The organism is Peribacillus muralis (assembly GCF_001439925.1).
Lineage (GTDB): Bacteria > Bacillota > Bacilli > Bacillales > DSM-1321 > Peribacillus > Peribacillus muralis.
The window spans coordinates 372428-394578 of sequence record NZ_LMBV01000004.1; the positions used below are offsets into that span (position 1 = coordinate 372428).

At 39.1% G+C, this 22151-nt stretch carries 19 protein-coding genes; 16 read left to right on the top strand and 3 right to left on the bottom strand.

Annotation, left to right across the window (positions count from 1 at the left end):
- The first annotated feature begins 558 nt into the window (after positions 1-558).
- The 7 genes from ASU00_RS08245 to speD all read left to right on the top strand — a co-directional run bounded on the left by ASU00_RS08245 (position 559) and on the right by speD (position 10015).
- Positions 559-1884: a short-chain fatty acid transporter gene (locus ASU00_RS08245; RefSeq protein WP_057912955.1), complete on the top strand. Its 1326-nt coding sequence runs from the start codon at positions 559-561 to the stop codon at positions 1882-1884.
- A 454-nt stretch (positions 1885-2338) separates the two neighbouring features.
- Positions 2339-4954, top strand: coding sequence for a phosphoenolpyruvate synthase (gene ppsA, locus ASU00_RS08250; RefSeq protein ID WP_057912956.1), 2616 nt, complete (start codon positions 2339-2341; stop codon positions 4952-4954).
- A gap of 626 nt (positions 4955-5580) precedes the next feature.
- Positions 5581-6735 (top strand): betaine/proline/choline family ABC transporter ATP-binding protein, encoded by a 1155-nt coding sequence (locus ASU00_RS08255; protein ID WP_057912957.1) that lies wholly within the window; start codon positions 5581-5583, stop codon positions 6733-6735.
- Between the two features lie 12 nt (positions 6736-6747).
- Positions 6748-7401 (top strand): ABC transporter permease, encoded by a 654-nt coding sequence (locus ASU00_RS08260; RefSeq protein WP_057912958.1) that lies wholly within the window; start codon positions 6748-6750, stop codon positions 7399-7401.
- An 11-nt stretch (positions 7402-7412) separates the two neighbouring features.
- The gene (locus ASU00_RS08265; protein WP_057912959.1) at positions 7413-8330 is read left to right on the top strand and encodes an osmoprotectant ABC transporter substrate-binding protein; all 918 of its coding nucleotides are present in this window, start codon (positions 7413-7415) and stop codon (positions 8328-8330) included.
- Positions 8331-8346: 16 nt separating this feature from the next.
- Positions 8347-9009 (top strand): ABC transporter permease, encoded by a 663-nt coding sequence (locus ASU00_RS08270; protein ID WP_057912960.1) that lies wholly within the window; start codon positions 8347-8349, stop codon positions 9007-9009.
- 184 nt (positions 9010-9193) lie between these two features.
- Positions 9194-10015, top strand: a complete 822-nt coding sequence (gene speD, locus ASU00_RS08275) for an adenosylmethionine decarboxylase (RefSeq protein ID WP_057912961.1) — start codon at positions 9194-9196, stop codon at positions 10013-10015.
- Positions 10016-10180: 165 nt separating this feature from the next.
- On the opposite strand, the gene ASU00_RS08280 is transcribed toward speD, so the two are convergent.
- The 3 genes from ASU00_RS08280 to ASU00_RS08290 form a co-directional block, all read right to left on the bottom strand.
- Positions 10181-10621 carry a DoxX family protein gene (locus ASU00_RS08280; RefSeq protein ID WP_201786279.1) on the bottom strand — a complete coding sequence of 147 codons (441 nt, stop codon included), beginning with the start codon at positions 10619-10621 and terminating at the stop codon, positions 10181-10183.
- A gap of 20 nt (positions 10622-10641) precedes the next feature.
- Positions 10642-10980 (bottom strand): DUF1801 domain-containing protein, encoded by a 339-nt coding sequence (locus tag ASU00_RS08285; protein ID WP_057912963.1) that lies wholly within the window; start codon positions 10978-10980, stop codon positions 10642-10644.
- Positions 10981-11444: 464 nt separating this feature from the next.
- Entirely contained in the window at positions 11445-12467 is a 1023-nt protein-coding gene (locus tag ASU00_RS08290) for a YeiH family protein (protein WP_057912964.1), read from the bottom strand.
- 132 nt (positions 12468-12599) lie between these two features.
- On the opposite strand from ASU00_RS08290, the gene ASU00_RS08295 reads away from it, so the two are divergent.
- From ASU00_RS08295 to ASU00_RS08340, 9 genes are all read left to right on the top strand, one after another.
- Positions 12600-13484: a selenium metabolism-associated LysR family transcriptional regulator gene (locus ASU00_RS08295; protein ID WP_057912965.1), complete on the top strand. Its 885-nt coding sequence runs from the start codon at positions 12600-12602 to the stop codon at positions 13482-13484.
- 242 nt (positions 13485-13726) lie between these two features.
- Positions 13727-14620, top strand: a complete 894-nt coding sequence (locus ASU00_RS08300; protein ID WP_057912966.1) for a hypothetical protein — start codon at positions 13727-13729, stop codon at positions 14618-14620.
- 594 nt (positions 14621-15214) lie between these two features.
- Entirely contained in the window at positions 15215-17158 is a 1944-nt protein-coding gene (locus tag ASU00_RS08310; RefSeq protein WP_057912968.1) for an asparagine synthase-related protein, read from the top strand.
- A gap of 4 nt (positions 17159-17162) precedes the next feature.
- On the top strand, positions 17163-17288 hold the full coding sequence (locus ASU00_RS24990; protein ID WP_057912969.1) for a paeninodin family lasso peptide: 126 nt from the start codon (positions 17163-17165) through the stop codon (positions 17286-17288).
- Positions 17289-17375: 87 nt separating this feature from the next.
- Positions 17376-18296: an HPr kinase/phosphorylase gene (locus ASU00_RS08320; RefSeq protein WP_057912970.1), complete on the top strand. Its 921-nt coding sequence runs from the start codon at positions 17376-17378 to the stop codon at positions 18294-18296.
- A 3-nt stretch (positions 18297-18299) separates the two neighbouring features.
- Positions 18300-18599, top strand: coding sequence for a lasso peptide biosynthesis PqqD family chaperone (locus tag ASU00_RS08325; RefSeq protein ID WP_057912971.1), 300 nt, complete (start codon positions 18300-18302; stop codon positions 18597-18599).
- 27 nt (positions 18600-18626) lie between these two features.
- Complete coding sequence (locus tag ASU00_RS08330) at positions 18627-19082, top strand: lasso peptide biosynthesis B2 protein (protein WP_057912972.1); 456 nt, start codon at positions 18627-18629, stop codon at positions 19080-19082.
- A 14-nt stretch (positions 19083-19096) separates the two neighbouring features.
- A complete protein-coding gene (locus ASU00_RS08335; protein ID WP_057912973.1) occupies positions 19097-20272 on the top strand; it encodes a nucleotidyltransferase domain-containing protein in 1176 nt (391 codons plus the stop codon).
- A gap of 9 nt (positions 20273-20281) precedes the next feature.
- A complete protein-coding gene (locus ASU00_RS08340) occupies positions 20282-22063 on the top strand; it encodes an ABC transporter ATP-binding protein (RefSeq protein WP_057912974.1) in 1782 nt (593 codons plus the stop codon).
- Positions 22064-22151 lie beyond the last annotated feature (88 nt).

Consider the following 22151-nt stretch of genomic DNA (forward strand, 5'->3'; position numbering starts at 1 on the left):
GACGCCTATCACACTCTCAAGTGCCCTAACAAATGGGAGCAACCCTAATTCACGAGTAAAACCCATGCTGTCGATATTAATTTGTACTTCATTAACCAAATGATTCGTAATGTAATCGTGAAAGCCCAAGGATTATCCTTGGGCTTTTCTATCTATATGGAATTGTAGAGAAATTATGAGAGTAGCTTAAAGAAGAAGTTCGATACCAATCTGAACATCACTAAACATATCCAGTAATTAAACAACAAAAATAGAGAAAGAACAAAGAGCCAAATGAAGCAAAGAGCTGATGATATATTTTTGCACAGTCCTTTCTATTCATATTTTATTAAATGGTTTTTATCTATTTTACTTATAGAAACCTAGGTAGTAAACTTCTAATTAATGGATAATTCAGTTTTTTAAAAGGGGGAAATAAATTATCATAGCATCTTTATATTAAGGTTACATAATCAAATCAAACGTTTTTTCGGAACTTACAACTGAAGAGCTACAAAAATAGTAATGGCAGTTTAATAGGAATGAAGAACTTAGCGAAAACATAAGGGGGTAAATGTATTGAAGGCAATGATTTCATTTTCAAACAGACTGATGCAAAGGTATATGCCGGATCCTTTTTTACTTGTAATTGTGCTTACTTTTTTTGTTATAGGACTTGCGATGGTTATGACAGACAGCACACCAGTTCAAATTCTTGAATATTGGGGAGGTGGTTTCTGGAACCTTTTAGAATTCTCAATGCAAATGGTTCTTATAGTCGTAACAGGACATGTAATGGCGAGTAGTCCGTTTTTTAAGAAATTATTGGGAAACTTAGCCAGTGTACCAAAATCGCCCGGACAGTCAATTATCCTTGTTACCTTTGTAGCTCTAATTGCATGCTGGATCAACTGGGGGTTTGGTCTAATTATTGGAGCGTTATTTGCAAAAGAAATTGCTAAAAAGATAGATGGAGTCGATTATCGATTGTTAATTGCTAGTGCCTATAGTGGATTTATTATTTGGAGCGGAGGGCTTTCTTCATCCATCGCTTTAACCATCGCCACGCCTGGCCACTTTACGGAAAAGCTTATAGGTGTTGTTCCTACAAGTGAAACTCTTTTTTCAACATTTAACGCAACCATTGTTATCGGACTAATAATATTAGTTCCAATTATCAACCGATATATGATGCCCCCAAAGGAACAAGCTTTTTTCATTGATCGCAAATTATTGGAGGATGCGGAAGATATCCAAGCGGGTACAGTGGAGCACATCGAAATGACACCTGCCGACCGTTTGGAAAACAGTAAGATATTGTCCTTGTTCATTGGTATATTAGGTCTTTCTTTTTTAGGTTTTTATATCGCTTCGAACGGGTTATCCATTAATCTTAATATTGTTAATTTTCTTTTCCTCTTTATCGGAATCATCCTGCACAAAACACCTAAACAATTTTTGGGAGCAGTTACTAGTTCAGTGAAAAGTGCAAGCGGAATTATTATTCAGTTTCCATTTTACGCTGGACTAATGGGGATTGTAACAGCTTCAGGTTTAGCCGGGATATTATCCAATGCGTTTATCTCGATATCAAATGAGGATACCTTTCTCATGTTCACCCTGTGGAGTGCTGGTCTCGTGAACTTCTTCGTCCCTTCAGGCGGAGGTCAATGGGCTGTCCAGGGACCTGTCATGCTGGAGGCTGCGCAAAATCTGGGAGTTTCTTTACCAAAAACAGCGATGGCTGTAGCATGGGGAGATGCATGGACGAATATGATTCAACCATTTTATGCATTGCCCGCTTTAGCAATTGCAGGGTTGAAAGCGAAGGATATCATGGGCTATGGTTTGGTAATCATGTTTATAACAGGTTTCTTTATTTCTGCGGCTTTTTATTTTTTATAATATTAAACCCTTATAAACCTATCTTTGTCTGCTTTGAAAAGGAACAGAAAAGCAAACAAAGATAGGAGGGTGGGCAAGATAGGCTTGCATACTTGTTGAAACAACGGCTTTAGGCTGAATACCGAACTGCCCCATACGCTTTTGTATGTAATATCATAATAAAGGGTGCACCATATCATTGGTCCACAATCGATATTCTATATAAGGAAATTATGAAGAATTGCACTTATACCAGCGGAAGGGTTAGTTTATTAGGAGCTTGTGGCTAAAAGGCATATGCGCTTATTTAAGGGGGCTGAACCGGGGTTTTGGCTTAATTCATGATAAGGTTAAGCCATTTTTTGATTTCTTCCTAAGTTAATTATATCATGTAAAAAATCGTTAATATAGACTTTTTATTCTCATGTACTACTGCTAAAATCAATAGAACCATAGTGGTTAGGAGAGATGTAGAATGAGTTCTTTGGTTCTCGGTTTTCAGGAAATAGAAAACACACAGCTTTTGCTTGTTGGCGGAAAAGGGTTAAATTTAGGAAAATTATCAAGAATTCAAGGAATACAAGTACCAGAAGGATTTTGTGTTACAACAGAAGCTTATCAAAAAGCCCTCGAACAAAACGAAGCCTTCTACGGATTGTTAGATCAACTAACAAAGTTAAAAGTAAAGAATCGAAATCAAATTGGAGAAATCAGCAGGAAGATTAGGAAAATCATTATGGAAGTTGAAATTCCTTCCGATGTAGTGAAAGAAGTTACACACTATTTCTCCAAGTTTGGCGAGAAACATGCTTATGCCGTGCGTTCCAGTGCGACTGCTGAAGATTTACCACATGCCTCTTTTGCCGGTCAACAAGATACTTATTTAAATATCCTCGGCCTTGATGCCATATTGCAGCATATCAGCAAATGCTGGGCGTCCCTGTTTACGGATCGCGCGGTAATTTACCGTATGCAAAATGGATTTGATCATAGTCAGGTATATTTATCCGTTATCGTGCAAAGGATGGTATTCCCACAAACTTCAGGGATTTTATTTACCGCTGACCCGATCACGTCTAACCGAAAACTGCTATCAATCGATGCCAGTTTTGGGCTTGGAGAAGCACTGGTATCTGGCTTAGTATCACCCGATTGTTATAAAGTACGTGATGATAAGATCGTCGATAAGATGATAGCAACCAAAAAATTGGCAATCCATGGACTGGAAGAAGGCGGAACAGAGACAAAACAGATCGAACACGATAAACAAAAGAATCAAACACTTCCTGACCAACAAATTTTACAACTAGCACGCATAGGAAGACAGATCGAAGCTTATTTTGGTTACCCCCAAGATATCGAATGGTGCTTGGGTGATGATACATTTTCTATTCTCCAGAGTCGGCCAATCACGACTTTATATCCGATTCCTGAAGCGAATGATCAAGAAAATCACGTTTATGTTTCTGTCGGACATCAACAAATGATGACCGATTCCATGAAACCATTGGGATTGTCTTTTTTCCTGTTAACGACTAATGCCCCCATGCGTAAAGCTGGTGGAAGGCTGTTTGTTGATGTCACACATATGCTTTCTTCACCTGACAGCAGAAAAATGTTATTAGGTGCCATGGGACAACATGATCCGCTTACGAAAGACGCACTCATTACCATAATAGAGCGAGGAGATTTCCTAGAAGCTTTACCAAATGAAAAGCAAGAACAGAGTTCCGGTAAAAGCAATAAAAGTGTGTCTTCTACGGATTCTAGGGCACAAATCGAAAACGACCCGACAATCGTTTCTGATTTGATTATGAGGAGTCAAACATCGATAGAAGAGTTAAAGCAAAACATCCAAACGAAATCAGGATCGGATGTTTTTGATTTTATTATGGAAGATATCCAGATATTAAAGAAGATTTTATTTGACCCACAAAGTACAGCTGTGTTTATGGCAGCTATGGATGCTTCATCATGGATCAATGAAAATATGAACGAGTGGCTAGGTGAAAAAAACGCAGCTGACACCATTTCCCAATCTGTACCACACAATATTACTTCGGAAATGGGTCTGGAGCTATTGGATGTCGCAGATGTAATTCGTCCTTATCCAGAAGTAATTGATTATTTACAACATGTAAAAGATGATAACTTTTTGGATGAGTTGGCTAAATTCGATGGCGGACAGGAAACGCAAGAGGCAATCTATGCCTATCTCAGCAAATACGGAATGCGATGCGCTGGAGAAATCGATCTGACAAAAACACGTTGGAGCGAAAAACCAATTACACTTATCCCATTGATTCTGGGTAACATCAAAAACTTTGAGCCTAATGCTAGCAATCGGAAATTTGAGCAAGGGCGGCGTGTTGCTTTGAAAAAAGAACAAGAGATATTGGATCGATTGAAGCAATTACCGGATGGTGAACTAAAAGCCAAAGAAACTAAACGGAAGATCGACCTAATCCGCAATTACAGCGGGTATAGGGAATATCCAAAATACGGCATGGTTAATCGCTACTTCGTTTACAAGCAGGCTTTACTGAAAGAAGCCGAACAACTCGTACAAGCAGGCGTAATACATGAAAAAGAAGACATATACTATCTCAGTTTTGAAGAGCTTCACGAAACCGTTCGCACTAATAAACTGGATTACCAAATCATCAGCAAACGAAAAGACGAGTACAAAATATATGAAAAACTAACTCCGCCACGTGTTATCACGTCTGATGGTGAAATCATTGTAGGTGAGTACAAGCGAGAAAATCTCCCAGCCGAAGCTATTGTAGGTCTACCTGTTTCTTCCGGAGTCATCGAAGGGCGAGCACGTGTCATCTTAAACATGGAAGATGCCGTTATAGAAGATGGAGATATATTAGTCACCTCCTTTACGGACCCTAGCTGGACACCATTGTTTGTATCCATAAAAGGCCTAGTTACCGAAGTTGGTGGACTGATGACCCATGGAGCCGTTATCGCACGTGAATATGGCTTACCAGCTGTTGTTGGAGTGGATAATGCTACCAAACTAATAAAAGACAAGCAACGAATTCGCGTGCATGGAACAGAAGGGTATATAGAAATAGTGTAATGGCCGACTACGTTATAATTCAATCAATAGAACCTCTTTGCCCAATACATCAATACGGCTGAATTCCACATTTGGAATTCGGCTTTTTTTATAACCATCTGTGAATGGTATCATTTACCTCTTTAGTGGTTAGTGCAGACTACATTAAGTCAAATCAAAGGGGATTTCATGAAAAAAGAAGCGACTTCATGTCAAAGTAAGGAAAATTGTATTTTAACAAAAACCTCGACAGAATATAAGATATAAAATCCTAAGCAAAGCATTTAAGCAGTTATCAACATGCTCTTAAATAGATTTTAAATAAATTAAGGGGTATCTGTAAACATTTGAATGGGAGAACTTTGATGTCAAAGCGAATATCTGAAAAGTGCATGCAGGTACATCTTGGATCCGGACACCTATACGTAACAATAAAAATTTCCATCTTTTAATATATAAATATATTAACTGCCTTAATGAAAATAAGGTGGTTTTTTTATACCATTTTTTCAATATAATTACAACGAACTAGTTTTATTTAATATAAAGGTTTATAGCCTTTATTCTGTGGGTATAACAGACTGTGCATATAAAAAGGTAATATTTTTGTAAAATTTGTAATTGTACGAAAAATGGAGGTGCTTGTTATGTTAAAAATCGAAAAAGTATCGAAAATCTACAAAGGAGGAAAAAAGGCTGTAAATAATATTTCATTGGACATAAAAAAAGGGGAGTTCATCTGCTTCATTGGTCCAAGTGGCTGTGGTAAGACGACGACCATGAAAATGATTAACCGTCTAATTGAACCATCGGAAGGGCAGATCCTGATTAATGGGGAAAATATAATGGATAAAGATCCGGTTCAGTTACGAAGGGAGATCGGATACGTTATTCAGCAAATCGGACTTTTCCCTCACATGACGATTCTAGAAAATATCACTCTCGTTCCAAAACTGCTTAAGTGGAAGGAAGAGGAAAAAAAAGAACGGGCGCTTGAATTGCTTCAGCTTGTCGATATGGGTCCTGAATATTTAGATAGGTATCCACACGAATTGAGCGGCGGTCAGCAGCAAAGAATTGGCGTACTACGGGCACTTGCATCCAATCCGCCGCTTATTTTAATGGATGAACCTTTTGGTGCACTCGACCCGATTACCCGCGATGCCCTGCAGGAGGAATTTAAACATCTTCAACGGACGTTGAACAAAACCATTGTTTTCGTTACTCATGATATGGATGAAGCGATTAAGTTAGCGGATCGGATCGTCATTTTGAAGGCTGGGGAAATCGTTCAAGTGGGGACACCGGATGAAATTCTCAGAAATCCAGTGAACGAATTCGTCGAAGAATTCATCGGTAAAGACCGATTGCTTCAAACAAGACCGCATCTTGAGTTAGTGCTACAAATCATGAGTCGTAATCCGATTTCCATCACAGAGGATAAGTCCCTTACCGATGCCATCAAGATCATGCGTGAGAAAAGGGTGGATTCCTTACTGGTTGTCGATGAGCAAAATGCCTTGAAGGGGTACGTGGATATAGAAACGATCAGTGAATACCGTAAAAAAGCAACATTCATCAGTGAAGTGATCAATACAGAAGTTTATTCGGTGAATCAAGATTCTTTAATCCGTGATTCCGTTCAGAAGATATTGAAACGGGGATTCAAATACGTGCCGGTGGTTGACCACCATAACCATTTGGTCGGAATTGTCACTAGGGCAACATTAGTCGACATCGTATATGACAGCATCTGGGGGGAGGAAGAAAGTCAAATAGCTGAAATGGTTGAAATGTTTTAGGAGGTGTATAAGATGGAAACTTTGTTCGATTTTTTACAAACGAACTGGCAAGAATTGATTTTTAAGGCATGGGAACATTTATACATATCCTTGATCGCCGTGTTTCTTGGAATAATTGTTGCCGTCCCACTTGGCATTATGTTGACTCGAATGAAAAGGAGCGCTTCCTTCATAATTGGGATTGCTAATATTATGCAGACATTGCCGAGTCTTGCAGTGCTAGCCTTTTTCATTCCGTTCCTCGGAGTAGGGAAAACACCCGCCATTATTGCATTATTTTTCTATTCTGTTTTACCTATACTCCGAAATACATACACGGGCATTAAAGGAGTAAATGAAAATTTGCTCGAATCCGGGCGTGGCATCGGGATGACCAGCTGGGAACGAATTAAGCTCGTTGAATTTCCGCTTGCACTATCCGTCATCATGGCGGGGATTCGCACCGCTTCCGTCTATTTAATTGGCTGGGCCACATTGGCTTCCTTCATAGGAGGCGGAGGACTTGGAGATTACATTTTCATCGGTTTGAATTTATACCAAACAGAATATATCATCGCTGGTGCAGTGCCAGTCATTATCATGGCGATACTCGTCGATTATGTGTTCTCGATCATCGAACGAAAAGTCGTTCCAAAAGGATTAAAGGGTATGAAGGAAGTTGCTTGAGGAGGAATACCATGCATAATAAAAAAAGAAGTTCAATGATAATCGCCCTGATAGCTTGTACATTATTCATCAGCGGCTGCTCCTTGCCTGGTTTGGGGTCATCGTCAGAAACTACGGTTAAGATCGGTGCTCAAAGTCTGACCGAATCAGAAATCATCGCAAACATGATTGCTCAATTGCTGGAGCGGAATACGGACCTCGATACGAAAATCATTAAAAACTTAGGCTCGAATTTCGTTCAGCAAAAAGCGATGGAAACAGGTGATATCGATATAGCGGCAACGCGATATACAGGTACGGACTTAACAAGTGTTCTGGGACAGAAAATAGAAAAAGACCCAGAAAAAGCATTGAAAATTGTACAAAGGGAATTCAAGAAACAATATGGATTTAAATTCTTCGATTCTTATGGATTCGATAACACATATGCCTTTACGATTTCAAATGAATTGGCGGAGAAAAACGGCTATGAGAAAATATCCGATTTAAAAAAGGATGCCGGTGAACTTAGATTGGGTGTCGATAGCGCTTGGTTGAAGAGAAAGGGAGATGGATATAAAGGATTCGTCGATACATATGGCTTGGAATTCGGCGAAACATACCCAATGCAAATTGGTCTCGTATACGATGCCGTTAAAAGTGGGCAGATGGATGTTGTCCTTGCCTACTCTTCAGATGGCCGGATTAAGGTTAATGACTTGAAGCTTTTAGAAGATGACAAACAATATTTTCCTCCTTATGACTGTTCGCCTGTGGTTACCGAAGCATTATTGAAGCGATACCCGGCAATAGAAGACGAGCTTAACAAGTTAATTGGTGAAATTACTACGGAAACGATGCAGGAGCTGAACTACGAAGTGGATGGAAACTTAAAGGAACCATCGGTCGTGGCATCGGAATTCCTTAAAGCGCATCACTACTTTGAATAACGGGAGGTGCTAATGAATGGAAACCTTACAACAGCTGGTAACGTATTATTCGCAAAATTGGATGTATGTGCTTACTGAGTTTTATCGTCACTTTTTAATGTCCGCTTACGGTGTATTATTTGCCGCCATCGTTGCCATCCCGATAGGGATTTTCATCGCTAAGCATAAGAAATTGAGTACATGGGTATTTTCGATAACGAATGTGATACAAACTACACCAGCACTGGCTATGCTTGCTCTGCTTATGCTGGTTATGGGGTTAGGTTCAAATACCGTCATTTTGTCTTTGTTTTTGTATTCGCTACTTCCAATTCTAAGAAATACATATGTCGGAATTACAAGTATAGACCATGCCTATTTAGAATCTGGCAAGGCAATGGGAATGACCAAATTCCAGCTACTAAGAATGGTCGAGCTGCCTTTATCATTATCGGTCATCATGGCTGGTTTACGTACAGCACTTGTCGTTGCAATCGGGGTCACCGCAGTCGGTACCTTCGTTGGCGCAGGCGGCCTGGGCGATATCATCGTCAGAGGAACGAATGCTTCCAATGGGACGGCAATCATACTGGCAGGTGCGATTCCGACGGCATTGATGGCCATACTTGCGGATCTATTGCTCGGGTGGATCGAGCGAGCTCTTTCACCGATAAAAAAGAAAAAGATTCATACTGCTTGATATAAAACAAAGCAGAAAAAAGGGACCGGTGCAGCTAATGCATGGGTCCCTTCCCTTTGGAATCGGGGTGGTTCATCATGATCATCGATCCAGTACAACTCAAGCAGTGGTTGGTTCCGTTTTATATTTACGGAAAAGGGTAACTATAAGGGAAGTGGAAAAAAATATATAAGGGGAATCGATCATGAAACTGACACCAGAGCAACGAATCGAACTACACGGCTTCAATAATCTCACGAAGTCATTAAGTTTTAATATGTATGATATCTGCTATACAAAAACCCGGGAAGAGAGAGAAGCATACCTGGATTATATCGACGAGCAATACAATGCAGAAAGGCTTTCGAAAATTTTACATAACGTGGCGGATTTAATCGGGGCGCATGTATTAAACACGGCCAAGCAGGATTATGTACCTCAGGGAGCCAGTGTTACCATTCTTGTTTCAGAAGGACCTGTCGTCGAGGTGCCCACTGGTTCTTATGAGGAATCACCTGGTCCATTACCTGATAATGTCGTCATGCAGCTGGACAAAAGCCACATTACAGTACATACATACCCTGAATTTCATCCTAATGAAGGCATAAGCACCTTCAGAGCTGATATCGATGTTTCAACCTGTGGTGAGATATCCCCTCTTAAAGCCCTTAATTATCTTATCCATTCCTTCGACACCGACATCATCACCATCGATTATCGGGTAAGAGGGTTTACAAGAGATAAAGACGGCCGGAAATTGTTCATTGACCATGATATCAATTCGATTCAAAACTATATTCCTGAAGAAGTGAAGGGACTATTTGACATGATTGATGTGAATGTATACCAGGAAAATATATTCCATACAAAATGTAAGCTGAAAAGGTTCGATATCAATAATTACTTATTCGGGTATACGGAGGAAAAACTAAATTCAGAGGAACGGCAGGAAATCATTGCAAGGCTCCAAACCGAAATGGATGAAATTTTTTATGGGGCCAATGTTCCCCATCCAAAAGAGAACTAAGGTTTGCTTGAGACAGTGGACAAACTCGTTTAAAATGGAGTTTGCCTACTGTTTTTTAATTTTAAAAATTAGACCGTACTTTCCTCATTCCACATTTCATTTACTTGAAGTAAGGAGATCTTCATAAGTTTTATTGCTAATTCCAAATATAAAAATATAACTACTTCAACTCATATTCATATCGTTGGAGTCATTTCTATCAATGGTCGGCCTATTTCGCTTGATAGGAAAGATAGTCTGTAACCTTTCATCTCTAAGATAAATACCTCCCCAAGTTAATACTGCAAAATAAACAGGAAATAAGGTATGTGAAATCAGAGGATTATCTAAACGAATATGAGAAGCGATTACCCCACCAAAAAAACCTGTTAAAAGAATGGCACCAAGTATGGATGTTTGTGGCAGCGCGTATAGGATTGCTGAAACAAGTCCTAACGCACCTATGATTATCACATGATGTTCAGCAAATCCCATTTCCACCGTTCCATCTACCATTACTTTTAGTTTAAGCATCTTCGTGATACCATCAAACAACATAAAAAGTATAACAATACTACTCATTACTCTCGCCGTCCAAAGACGACTTTTAGAAATGGAATTCTTCAAAGTATCCTCTCCTCTTTTTTTCATAAATTTAATGAAGAAAGCTGAACCAAGGAGATAAGCTGATCGTAATCAGGTTTCTCATCTTTAAGTATCTTTAATGTTTTTCTTTCTGAAGGACCATCAAAACTTGGGGGGATTTCAAGGTCTGTCGTATTAAATATTGTAAAGCTAACAACCTTCTTGGATGTTGATATTACAGCAGCATATTTACCATTTTTTAAAAAATGCGGTTTTTTGTACTGCATTCTTTCTTGTACTTCAGGAATCGCATGATGTATGGATTCTCGAAGATCATTGCATAATTGTAACTGCCATGGTTCATCTAAACTTTGAATGAAATTCGTAACTTCTTGATCCACAAAAACTCTCTCCTTCCAATTTATAGGTAAAAAACCTTACTAATGGTAAGTTATAGAATTTTATGGTAAATTATAACTTTTTAATTGTCAATGGAATTTTTGTGATAGGAAAATCTCGAAAAGACTTTCACCATATTTTCATGCCGGAGCACCGGCCGCCCTCTGTAAAGCTGAGGATTGGAAGGGAAATCAACCACTCCACTTTACTAGTTGTGAATAGCAACAAAGTATGCGAAAACAGCTCTTTGAAAAGAGGAATAAAATGGAAATTGTGTGGTAACATTATTTTAAAGAACTCAAAATATGGTGTTAGGGCTAATTCATATATTTTGATAGTGGAAGGGCTATTGACGTTTTAGGGGGAACTTACAACGTGAAGTGAATATAATGACAAAGCCGAATTCCATTGGCGAATCCGGCTTAGAGTCAAGTATGCCTTCGAACCGATGCTTGTCTTGTTCCTGTTAATTCAAGTGAAAAACGTGAACCAAGACATACCCGAGGAGCGATAATAAAATGGAGCCTATCAGCCCGGCCGCAAATGGTTTTGCGCCATATTTTCTAAAGGTCCAGAGGTCTATGTTCAAGCCGAGCCCAGCCATCGACATGGCCATGAGAATATAAGAAAGCGTTACGAGCATTTCCGTGACAGATTCAGGAACGATTCCCGAGGAATTGAGGGTACTCATGAATAAAAATCCAAAGATGAACCAAGGTATCTGCAACGATTTCCAAGAAGACTTGTTAACTCCAGCTGATCGCTCTTTCCAATTCATCAAGAAGCCGATAAGTAGAGCAACCGGGATGAGCAGGGCGACCCTCGTTAACTTGACCATGACGGCCAAGTCCACTGCTTCGTTTCCACCTGGTGCGGCGGCGGCGATGACGTGGGCAATCTCATGAAGCGTAGCTCCAGCAAAGATCCCGTAGCCAGGATGAGATAACCCGAGTAAAGGGTATAGGATCGTGTAACCGAAGGTGAAGGTTGTGCCTAAGACCGCGACTGTCGCAACGGCAACGGCTGTTTCCTTTTCCTTTGCTTTAATTTGCGTTGAAATGGCCAGAATGGCAGCTGCGCCACAAATTCCGGTTCCGCAAGCTGTCAAAATGCCTAGCTTTTTATCTACTTTAAAAAGGCGGGTCAAGCCATAGACTACCAATATAGCAAATACAAGGCTAATGGCACCGACGGCAAATGTACGGGGTCCGGCAATGAATATATCCTTTAGGTTCAAGCGCATTCCCAACAGGATAATCCCGACCCGCAAAAGGACTTTACTGGAATAATTTGTACCGGAGGCTGCATATGCGGGAACACCAAAAATGTATTTCCAGGCTACGCCTATTAGTATCGCAAGAACTAGCTGACCGATTATATGAAGGAAGGGCAGCTCTGCTAAGTATTTTGCTGCGATAGCAATTATCAAAGTCAAGCTTACTCCTATTGTAAATCCAAGCTTTTTTGTTTTTACCTCTGTTCGTTCCATCGTAATCACTCCATCTATGCTGATGACTCTACTTTAAAGTGAACTGTACAATAAGTGAAATATATTTTTGCTATTTCAATAATCAGTTTTACTTATGATAAAATAATCTTAAGAAAATTAAGGGGGGAAATCATGGATCCTTTAAGAGTATTCGTTACTGTAATTGAACAGAAAAACTTTTCCCGGGCAGGGGAAATCCTGAACCTGTCCCAGCCAGGGGTAAGCCTTCATATAAGGAATTTGGAGAATGAGTTAGGAACGAAGTTAATATATCGCTCCCCGAAACAAGTCCAAATAACGGAACCCGGAAAAATTTTATATCGTCATGCGAAGCAAATGCTTAATTCTTATGAGACGGCCATAAGGGAAATCAATGATTTCAATAATGTTGTAAGCGGAACGATGACAATAGGTGCCAGCTTTACAATCGGGGAATATTACCTTCCAAAGGTTTTGGCGGAATATGCGGCGCAATATCCGCTGGTGGATATACAGATCATCATCTCCAATTCAAATGAAGTCATTCAAGGGATTCGATCAAATCAGCTCGATATAGGCTTGATTGAAGGGGAAACGAATCATAAGGATATTCAAGTTAGCCCATTCATGAAGGATGAGATGATTGTCGTCGTTCCTCCGGTTCATCCACTTTCACAAATGGATATCATTGATAGCTCCTTTCTGCAGAATCAAACCTGGGTGTTTAGGGAGCAAGGATCAGGCACACGTACATATTCGGATAAACTTCTAAGCAGCCTGGAGCTGAACGTCGAGCGAAGCTTTATTTTCAGCAGTATCCAAGGGGTGAAAGAAGCCGTCATGGCTGGGCTAGGGATTGCTCTGTTATCCCGATTGACTGTTCAAAAGGAATTGAAATCCAAGGAATTGAAAACCTTTCACTTGAAAACTGAACCCATTATCAGGCCATTTTCAATCGTGAAAAAGTTAGACTTCGAAGCATCAAAAGCATTGGAGCTATTTTTAAAGAAGGTTGAAAAATTTTCCTTAAGGGAATAGCAAGAAGAAAAAATGTCGGCTCCTTTTCAAGAACGAAGGGGGCGGACATTTTTTTATGACGAATTCTTTTTTTCAATTGTACTGAAAACGTCGAAAGTATTTTGGAATAGGGGGCTTGAAAGAGCAATATTTACGTATTTTCAGATAATGACAAACATATAAATGAACTAAGCAGTTTCCCTTGATGGCTAAGACGCTAACCGACTTTCTTTCATTTTATTATCATAAAAGGAGCAATTACATTGGCTATAGAGGAGCAGGAAGATAAACGGATTTCTGTTTTCGACAGAATTATAGGTTTCATGCCAAAATTTTATGTGATTGGTACTATTCTAATTTTTGTTTATACGCTTGTAGCGATGGGTGATTTAGCTTTTGAATCTTGGAAGAATCCTGAGGAAGCGGCCATTCCGGTACATCCTCAAAACCCTCCCGCTTCTGCAGGTTTTCAACATACATTGATAACGTTAATCATCGAACCGATCGTAACGTCTGAATTTTATCAAATCATTTTTAATACGTTATTTCTGTATCTTGTTTGGATTTTGCTTTTCCTATTGGCACCGATCGCTTTTTATCGATTAAAGCACTTTAAGTTTTTTAATATAGAAATAGAAATTGAAAAACAAGATGCGGCCGTATACGAGGTATTCAGCGTGAGCAGCTCGAAAATGAAATTTGCCGCGCACTTAACTTCCGAGGAATATCAATTGGAAATATCAGGGATAATTGCCGACAGCAAGGAATTTAAAGCACCCTTAATGTATACACTGGACAGTGCGGTTGACTTTTATTCCGATCAATTAGATTTGAATTTCACCTACGAAATCTATACGTTGAACCAGTTCAAGAAAGCAAAATTGCCTAAATCGATCAAAGCGATGCTTGATAAGTCAATTCAAACGGGAGATCCCTGCATTTCGAATAAAAGCAACAGTGATAGTGAATATTACAAGAACTTCCTCCTGCATTATTTCGAAAACATCGATGGGAAATTCGTAACAGTGTTAAACAGTTATCAAACGGAATTCGATACATTCGATAAATCACTAATCAAAATCCTGCATAATGTCGTTTACGATTACTACCTGCAGTATCAGTACATTTATGATGCAACTGATAGTAAGGATAAATGAGCCGACCTTCTCCATAAATAAAAAAACCACCCTACAAGTGGTTATTTTTTTTGGCAAGGTGATTATTTATGATATTTTGGACAATCACATTGTTACCGATGAGCTCAGACGATCTCTTGACGTTCTGTTCCCGAAAGTCCATGTTCTTGATTTTTTTAGATTTTTTCCCATTTTTAAAATTATTGAAGGCATGTAGAAAAGCTATCTGAATCACTCCCCTTATAGATTAGTATATTCATATTGTGGATAAAATTTCATAAAAAAACCTAATTTTACAGAAAAAAATTAAAGGGTATTTTGAATTCAATCCGAATTTATTTATGAATTTATTTATGTATGTGTTGTTCAATATATTATTTTTAAAGAATCCCCAATAAATAAAATAAATGTCAATAAAAAAAGAAAATTAAAATATTCGCAAAATATATTTGTTACATATTGACAGTTGTTTAGCGGAGGTGGTACTTTATACATAGGATGTTCTTTATAAAGAACGAAGACAAAGAACTGTAATCCTATTCAATGAGGAATATTTTTTCTAAGTAGCATGCTATAAATTATTTATCTTGAATGCTCACCGCCAGGAGGAGAAAAATGAGTGCAATCGCTGGCCTCTATCATTTAAACCATGAACCGATCAATCTCCATCATGGAGAAATATTAATGAAGTCATTGCGGAAGTTCCCTGCCGATAGCATTCAAGTTTGGAATGATGAGCGCTTGCTTTTCGGTTGTCATAATCAATGGATTACACCAGAATCAGTGAATGAAACCTTACCATTTTATGATTATGACCGACAGTTGGCGATAACCGCCGATGCAATCATTGATAATCGGGAAGAATTGTTTGAACGATTACAGATAAAGAACTCCGATCACCCTAATCTGACGGATAGTCAATTAATCCTGCTTGCCTATCATAAATGGGGAGAGGAAACGCCGAAGTATTTGGTTGGTGACTTTGTTTTCATGATATGGGATCAAAAACATCGAAAGTTATTCGGAGCACGGGACTTTTCAGGAAGTCGAACGCTATATTATTTCAAGAATGATGATAAATTGGCGTTTAGTACCACGATTGAACCGTTGCTTGATTTACCATATGCGGAAAAGAGATTGAACGAGGAATGGTTAGCCGAATTCTTGGCGATTCCGATTAATGTCGAATCGGTCGATCCTTCTTCCACCGTCTATCAGAACATCAAACAGATACCCCCTTCTCATTCAATGAAGGTCATTGACGGAACTGTAACGTTTTCCAGGTATTCGTTCATAAAAAAAGAAGAACAACTCAAATTAAACTCTGATGCCGAATATGAAGAAGCTTTCAGGGATATTTACGATAAAGTGATACAATCCAAACTTCGATCAAACTATAATATTGGCTCACATTTGAGTGGCGGATTAGACTCAGGTTCCGTCGTTAGCTTTGCGGCCAAGGCGTTAGAAGCGAAAAAAAAACAATTATATACATATAGCTATATACCTGTCGAGGACTTTGTCGACTGGACACCGAGAAGCCGGTTGGCAGATGAAAGACCTTTTATTTCATCAACCGTAGAATATGTAGGGAATATCAAAGCTCACTATTTGGATTTCAAGGATAAAAGCCCGTTTTCCGAGGTGGATGATTGGCTCGATGTTTTGGAAATGCCCTATAAATATTACGAAAACAGTTATTGGCTTAAAGGAATTTACGAGCATGCAGCACAAGAGGATATCAGGGTGCTTCTTAATGGGCAACGAGGAAACTGGACCATATCTTGGGGACATGCTTTAGACTATCAAGCTAGTTTATTGAAACAGTTTAAATGGATTCATCTTTTCAAAGAATTACATTCATACAGCGAAAATCTTGGCGTGAAAAAATCGCGAATCATGGCTGCAGTCAGGAAAAAAGCTTTTCCATCATTTTATCGGCTCCTTTCTGCGGCTGAAGAGCCTTACCCGATGTTAATAAATCCTGGGTTCGCTCAAAAAACGAAGGTGTTGACAAAATTACAAGAACATAAAATAGATGTGAAAGGAGTAATCCGAACGAACGTTTTTACCATGAAAGAAACTCAATTCCAACAATTATACTATTGGAATATAAATGGTAACATTTCGACGAAGCTATCTTTACGACATGCTATCGCAGAGCGTGACCCAACAAACGACCTGCGTATCATCCAGTTTTGCAATTCCATTCCCGAGTCACAATACGTATTAAATGGACAAGATCGTTCGTTAATAAGAAGGGCAACTAAGGGATATCTTCCTGACAATGTCCGACTCAATAATAAGACCCGTGGAATACAAGGATCGGACGGAATTCATAGAATGGCATCATCATGGAATTCATTTATGGAAGAAATGCAGATTCTAAGTAAAGATGAGCACATGTCCGAATTCTTGAATATGGATGAAGTCAGAAAAGCACTGACGAGCATCGAACAAAACCCTCATCCCGAAAAAGTATTTGATGATGATTTCAGAGTATTAATGCGTACGTTAATCGTGTCACGATTCATAAAGAAACACTTTGAAGGGAGGTGAAACAATGAAAAAGGAGTGGGAAAAACCAAAGTTAGAAATACTTAATGTTAACATGACAATGGCTGGACCAGGAAGGAGGCTTCCGGATGCGATACAGCCAGATCCAGATGATCCGGTAAAATTCAGCTAAATTTAATTAAAGATGCATACCCTTATACAAGGAAAGCCTGTGTAAGGGTTTCTTTTGACAATCAGGTTATGTTTGGAGTGAAGCAGAATGTTAAGCACGGATAAAACGTATGCGTACACCACATTTGGATTAACTGTAGCAAGTGATATTCCCCTCCCTGAATTAGAAAAAGCCACTGGTCAAGAAGCTGATGTTACAATCAGGCGTCAAGACTTATCAAATGAGTGGGGTGAAACAGATCCCTTGGACCGGAAAGGTTTCATCGTGGACAAGAACCGGGTCATGTTCGAGGTACCTGAATTGGCCGTATTCTTAATAGAAGAAGGGAAAACGATCACTGTATCATTCTATGAAGCTGGAAATGAAAATAAGGTCCGGTTATATCTATTAGGAAGTTGCATGGGGATAGTATTGATGCAAAGAAAAATACTGACCTTACATGGGAGTGCAATCGCGATTGATGGGAAGGCTTATGTTTTTATCGGTGAGTCAGGTGCAGGTAAATCAACCCTTGCTTCTTCTTTCATGAAGAAAGGATATAAGCTGTTAAGTGATGATCTTATCGCTCTTTCATTGAAGGAAGGCGCACCTTTGGTCACACCATCGTATCCGCAACAGAAATTATGGTTGGAAAGCATCCATGCATTCGAAATGAAAGAGACCGATTACGAACCATTATTCGATAGGATCACAAAGTTTTCGATACCAGTGCAAGCTGATTTTCAAAACACGCCATTGCCACTTGGAGGGATATTCGAGCTAGCCTGCGAGAATATAGGAGCGATTCAGCTTCAGCCTATAAAAAAACTACATAGACTACAAGTATTGCATAAGCATACCTATAGACGGTCCATTATGGAAAGGATGGGCATGATGGCCTGGCATTTTACATACTGTGCCGAATGCTTACAATCCGTTTCAATTCACCGAATAATCCGGCCAACCTCTGCGTTCACTGCCCATGATCTTGTAGATGCCATCACTCATGTTATTCAAGGGAGGAAATAGGTAATGATAGAATCAGCCGTGTTTTCAAAAAATAAGGTCGTCACGCAAAAAAAAGGCATTATTGTCAGCAATATGGATGGGGAAATCGTCATGCTAAGCATTGACAAAGGCAATTATTACAATTTGGGCGTGCTGGGTGGTGACATTTGGAGTCTGATAGAAGAACCAATAAGAATTGGTGATTTGATTAATAAATTGATGTCTGATTATGAAGTGCAACAACAAGAATGCGAGGAAGAAGTGATATCTTTCATTAGTGATTTATATGCCGAGGGGTTAATTCTCTTATTAGATGACATGTAATAAAACATTCACATATAGGGGTATAAAATGAAACTTTCTAAAAAAATACACACATTTCTATCTATCAAGTGGAGTACGAAGCGTTTATTAATAGAAGCTTTATTTTTTTTGGCATTCGGGCGTATTTTTAAAATGATTCCATTCGTGAAGGGCACTCGATTATTAGGAAAACATATGGAAGAAACAGCGTATTCGATAAGTACTTTAAATACGGCAACCGCCAAGAATATATCGAATGCCATCCATATCATGAGCCGTTATACATTCTGGGAAAGCCAATGCTTGGTAAAGGCGGTGGCTGGAATGAAAATGCTCGAAAGAAGAGGCATCGATAGTACCCTTTATTTAGGGACGACAAAAAACCAACAAGGCGAATTAATTGCTCATGCATGGTTACGGAGTGGTTCGTATTACGTAACGGGAGCAGAAGAAATGGCTAAATTCATCGTTGTAGGCACATTTGCTAAAACAAAAAAAGCTTAAAAAGAGGGAATTAAATGAATGATGAAACGGCAATCGTAACTTCAAGCATGTCCAATGAATTGAAGTTTTTATTGAAATGTCTGAGCGATGAAAAGAATAATCAAGCTCCACAAGGTAATGAGCCAAGTCTTGATTGGAATTTGTTCTTGAAACTTGCCCGGCATCACCGGGTATACCCACTTATTTATACGAAACTAAAATCCGCATCATATATTCCTGCTCCCATTATCCAATCGATGTTCTACGATTATCAAAAAAACACCTTTAAAATGTTAAAGCTAACTGGTGAAATCGAAAAAATTTCCCGGATGGTTGTTGAAAACGATATTTCAACGATTTTTTTGAAAGGGCCGATTCTCGCAGCTGACTTATATGGGGAAATATCACAAAGGACATCAAGTGATATAGATATTTTGGTTGACATCGATGATCTCGAAAAGATCGAAGGCCTGTTAATTCATATGGGATATGCGAAAGACGAATATATAGAAACCGTATTGAATGATTGGAAATGGCGTCATCATCATTTAGTTTTTTTTCATCCTGAAAACCAGGTTAAACTGGAGATTCATTGGCGTTTGAATCCCGGCCCAGCAAAAGAGCCGCCATTCTCTGAATTATGGCAAAGAAAACAGGTTAGCTCCCTAACCACCTCCTATCCGATATATGGTTTAGGGAATGAAGATCTCTTTTTATTCTTGATCTCACACGGGGCACGTCATGGATGGTCACGCCTGCGATGGTTAGTGGATATCGATCGGCTCTATAAAAAAGACTTGGATTGGGACAGAATCAATACACTTTTGCAAAAATATCAATTCATGCATGTAGCAGGCCAAACGTTGGTTTTATCTTCGCATCTATTACATACGCCTTTACAGGATGCGGCAAAACAACTTACATTACACGCCCGTTCCAATCGATTGGCGCAAGAGGCACTATTTTATATACAGCAATTCATTAATCTTCACGATGAACCACTGCCTAAGGATATTGCTCAATATCATAAAAAACACCTATTTGCACTTATGTCATTTAAGAATAAAGTGTTATTCATCCTAAGCTTTCTGCATCCATATTTCGAGGATACAAAAACCTTGCCGTTGCCTCAAAGGTTGCATTTTTTATATTTTCCATTGCGGCCTTTTTTATGGTTTTGGAGAAAAACAAGAATACAAGAAATGTCATAGGAGGGTAAGATGGAACATCTTTGGTTCTTTTTCAAGCGGTTATATCATTTCTCGGGTAAGATTCTTTTCATCAATATGCTTGGAATGGTCATTGTAAGCTTAATGGACAGTGTCGCTATCCTTTTATTAGTCCCAATGATAGGTGTTAGTGGAATTATCGATATAGATCTATCAAGCAATCTTCCTGCAATGTTTTCATGGATCGTCGAGATACCTAAAATGACAAGCTTGACCATTATTTTAGGGTTTTATATCGTGTTAGTCATTTTCCAGAACGTTTTGCATCGTAATCTGACAATCCGTGACGTGAGGATCCAGCAGGAGTATAGCAGTCATGTAAGGGTGGAATTGTATCAGTCCTTATTACATGCAAATTGGGAATTCTTTATAAAAACGAGGAAATCGGATGTTATAAATGTCATGACCAACGATTTAGCAAGAGTAAGTGCAGGAATCAATCTGATCCTACAATTATTGGCTTCCGTCATCTTCACCCTCATTCAAATTGGAGTGGCTTTTTGGCTGGCTCCGAAAATTACGTTGTTCGTATTGGCTGCAGGCTTGCTGCTTGCCATATTCTCAAGGAAGTTCATTCGAAAAGCGAAGTCATTAGGAGGCAAAACCTCTCAGTTAGCTCTTATGTATCTAGCAAGTGTAACGGACCAGATCAATGGAATCAAGGATATAAAAAGCTATCATTTAGAGAAATCACATGTGAATTGGATCCGTTCCTTAACTAAAGAAATGAATGAGGAACAAGTGGAATATATCAAGCTGAACACTACCTCCCAATTATCCTATAAGGTGTCTTCTGCACTATTAATAGCATCATTCGTTTTTTTATCGATTACCCTTTTTGCCGCTCAACAGCAGGAATTGCTGCTCATCTTGCTTATTTTTTCTAGATTATGGCCTAGATTCACAGGCATCCAAGGGAATTTGGAACATATATCATCAACGATTCCAGCTTTCAAATCGATTCTGAAAATGGAGAGTGAAGCAAAAATTCACGAGGAAGGAGGTAAAATCAAGGGCGAGATGCCAATGGCTATGAAACGAAAACTGGAGGTCCAAGGTCTTTCTTTTCGGTATAACAAAACTGAAACGGACTGTACATTGCGAAATATCAATCTAGCGATACCGGCGAACAAGATGACGGCCATTGTCGGTCCATCAGGCGCAGGTAAAAGCACATTAATCGATTTACTGATGGGGCTCATGCTCCCTGACAAAGGAAAAATCATCCTCGATGGCAAGCTGCTTTCCAGTCAGGATATAACCGGTTTAAGAAGATCGATTAGCTACGTTTCCCAAGATCCATTTTTATTCAATGGAAGTATTAAGGAAAACATGCTGATGGTCGATCCACAAGCGAGTGATCAACAAATATGGGAGGCTTTGGCGTTTTCCGATGCTGCAGATTTTGTACTTGAATTGCCTCATAATCTGGAGACGATCATTGGGGACAGAGGGATCAGGTTATCTGGTGGCGAACGACAAAGGCTAGTATTAGCTAGAGCCATTTTACGTAAGCCTTCCATATTGATATTGGACGAAGCGACAAGCGCCCTAGACAATGACACAGAAGCCAAAATTCAAAGGGCGATCGAAAATTTGCAGGGCAGCATGACCATCATCGTCATTGCCCACCGCTTAAGCACCATAAGGAATGCAGATCAGGTCATCGTCCTGGAAAAGGGTGAAATTTTACAAAATGGTGATTATAAGGTATTGGCCCGGGAAAAAGGTTTATTTAAACAATTATTAACAAGAGAAGTGGAAATAATGTAACCGATTTGTTCATGAAATAATTCTAAAATAAATGTTATAAGCTGTTGACTCGTTCTTTATAAAGAACTAAAATAAGGATATACTCATA

What these genes read in the sequence shown, in the direction of transcription:
- ppsA (WP_057912956.1), top strand. Translation starts at nt 2,339, where the DNA reads ATGAGTTCTTTGGTTCTCGGTTTTCAGGAAATAGAAAACACACAGCTT.
- ASU00_RS08255 (WP_057912957.1), top strand. Translation starts at nt 5,581, where the DNA reads ATGTTAAAAATCGAAAAAGTATCGAAAATCTACAAAGGAGGAAAAAAG.
- ASU00_RS08260 (WP_057912958.1), top strand. Translation starts at nt 6,748, where the DNA reads ATGGAAACTTTGTTCGATTTTTTACAAACGAACTGGCAAGAATTGATT.
- ASU00_RS08265 (WP_057912959.1), top strand. Translation starts at nt 7,413, where the DNA reads ATGCATAATAAAAAAAGAAGTTCAATGATAATCGCCCTGATAGCTTGT.
- ASU00_RS08270 (WP_057912960.1), top strand. Translation starts at nt 8,347, where the DNA reads ATGGAAACCTTACAACAGCTGGTAACGTATTATTCGCAAAATTGGATG.
- speD (WP_057912961.1), top strand. Translation starts at nt 9,194, where the DNA reads ATGAAACTGACACCAGAGCAACGAATCGAACTACACGGCTTCAATAAT.
- ASU00_RS08290 (WP_057912964.1), bottom strand. Translation starts at nt 12,467, where the DNA reads ATGGAACGAACAGAGGTAAAAACAAAAAAGCTTGGATTTACAATAGGA.
- ASU00_RS08295 (WP_057912965.1), top strand. Translation starts at nt 12,600, where the DNA reads ATGGATCCTTTAAGAGTATTCGTTACTGTAATTGAACAGAAAAACTTT.
- ASU00_RS08310 (WP_057912968.1), top strand. Translation starts at nt 15,215, where the DNA reads ATGAGTGCAATCGCTGGCCTCTATCATTTAAACCATGAACCGATCAAT.
- ASU00_RS24990 (WP_057912969.1), top strand. Translation starts at nt 17,163, where the DNA reads ATGAAAAAGGAGTGGGAAAAACCAAAGTTAGAAATACTTAATGTTAAC.
- ASU00_RS08320 (WP_057912970.1), top strand. Translation starts at nt 17,376, where the DNA reads ATGTTAAGCACGGATAAAACGTATGCGTACACCACATTTGGATTAACT.
- ASU00_RS08325 (WP_057912971.1), top strand. Translation starts at nt 18,300, where the DNA reads ATGATAGAATCAGCCGTGTTTTCAAAAAATAAGGTCGTCACGCAAAAA.
- ASU00_RS08330 (WP_057912972.1), top strand. Translation starts at nt 18,627, where the DNA reads ATGAAACTTTCTAAAAAAATACACACATTTCTATCTATCAAGTGGAGT.
- ASU00_RS08335 (WP_057912973.1), top strand. Translation starts at nt 19,097, where the DNA reads ATGAATGATGAAACGGCAATCGTAACTTCAAGCATGTCCAATGAATTG.
- ASU00_RS08340 (WP_057912974.1), top strand. Translation starts at nt 20,282, where the DNA reads ATGGAACATCTTTGGTTCTTTTTCAAGCGGTTATATCATTTCTCGGGT.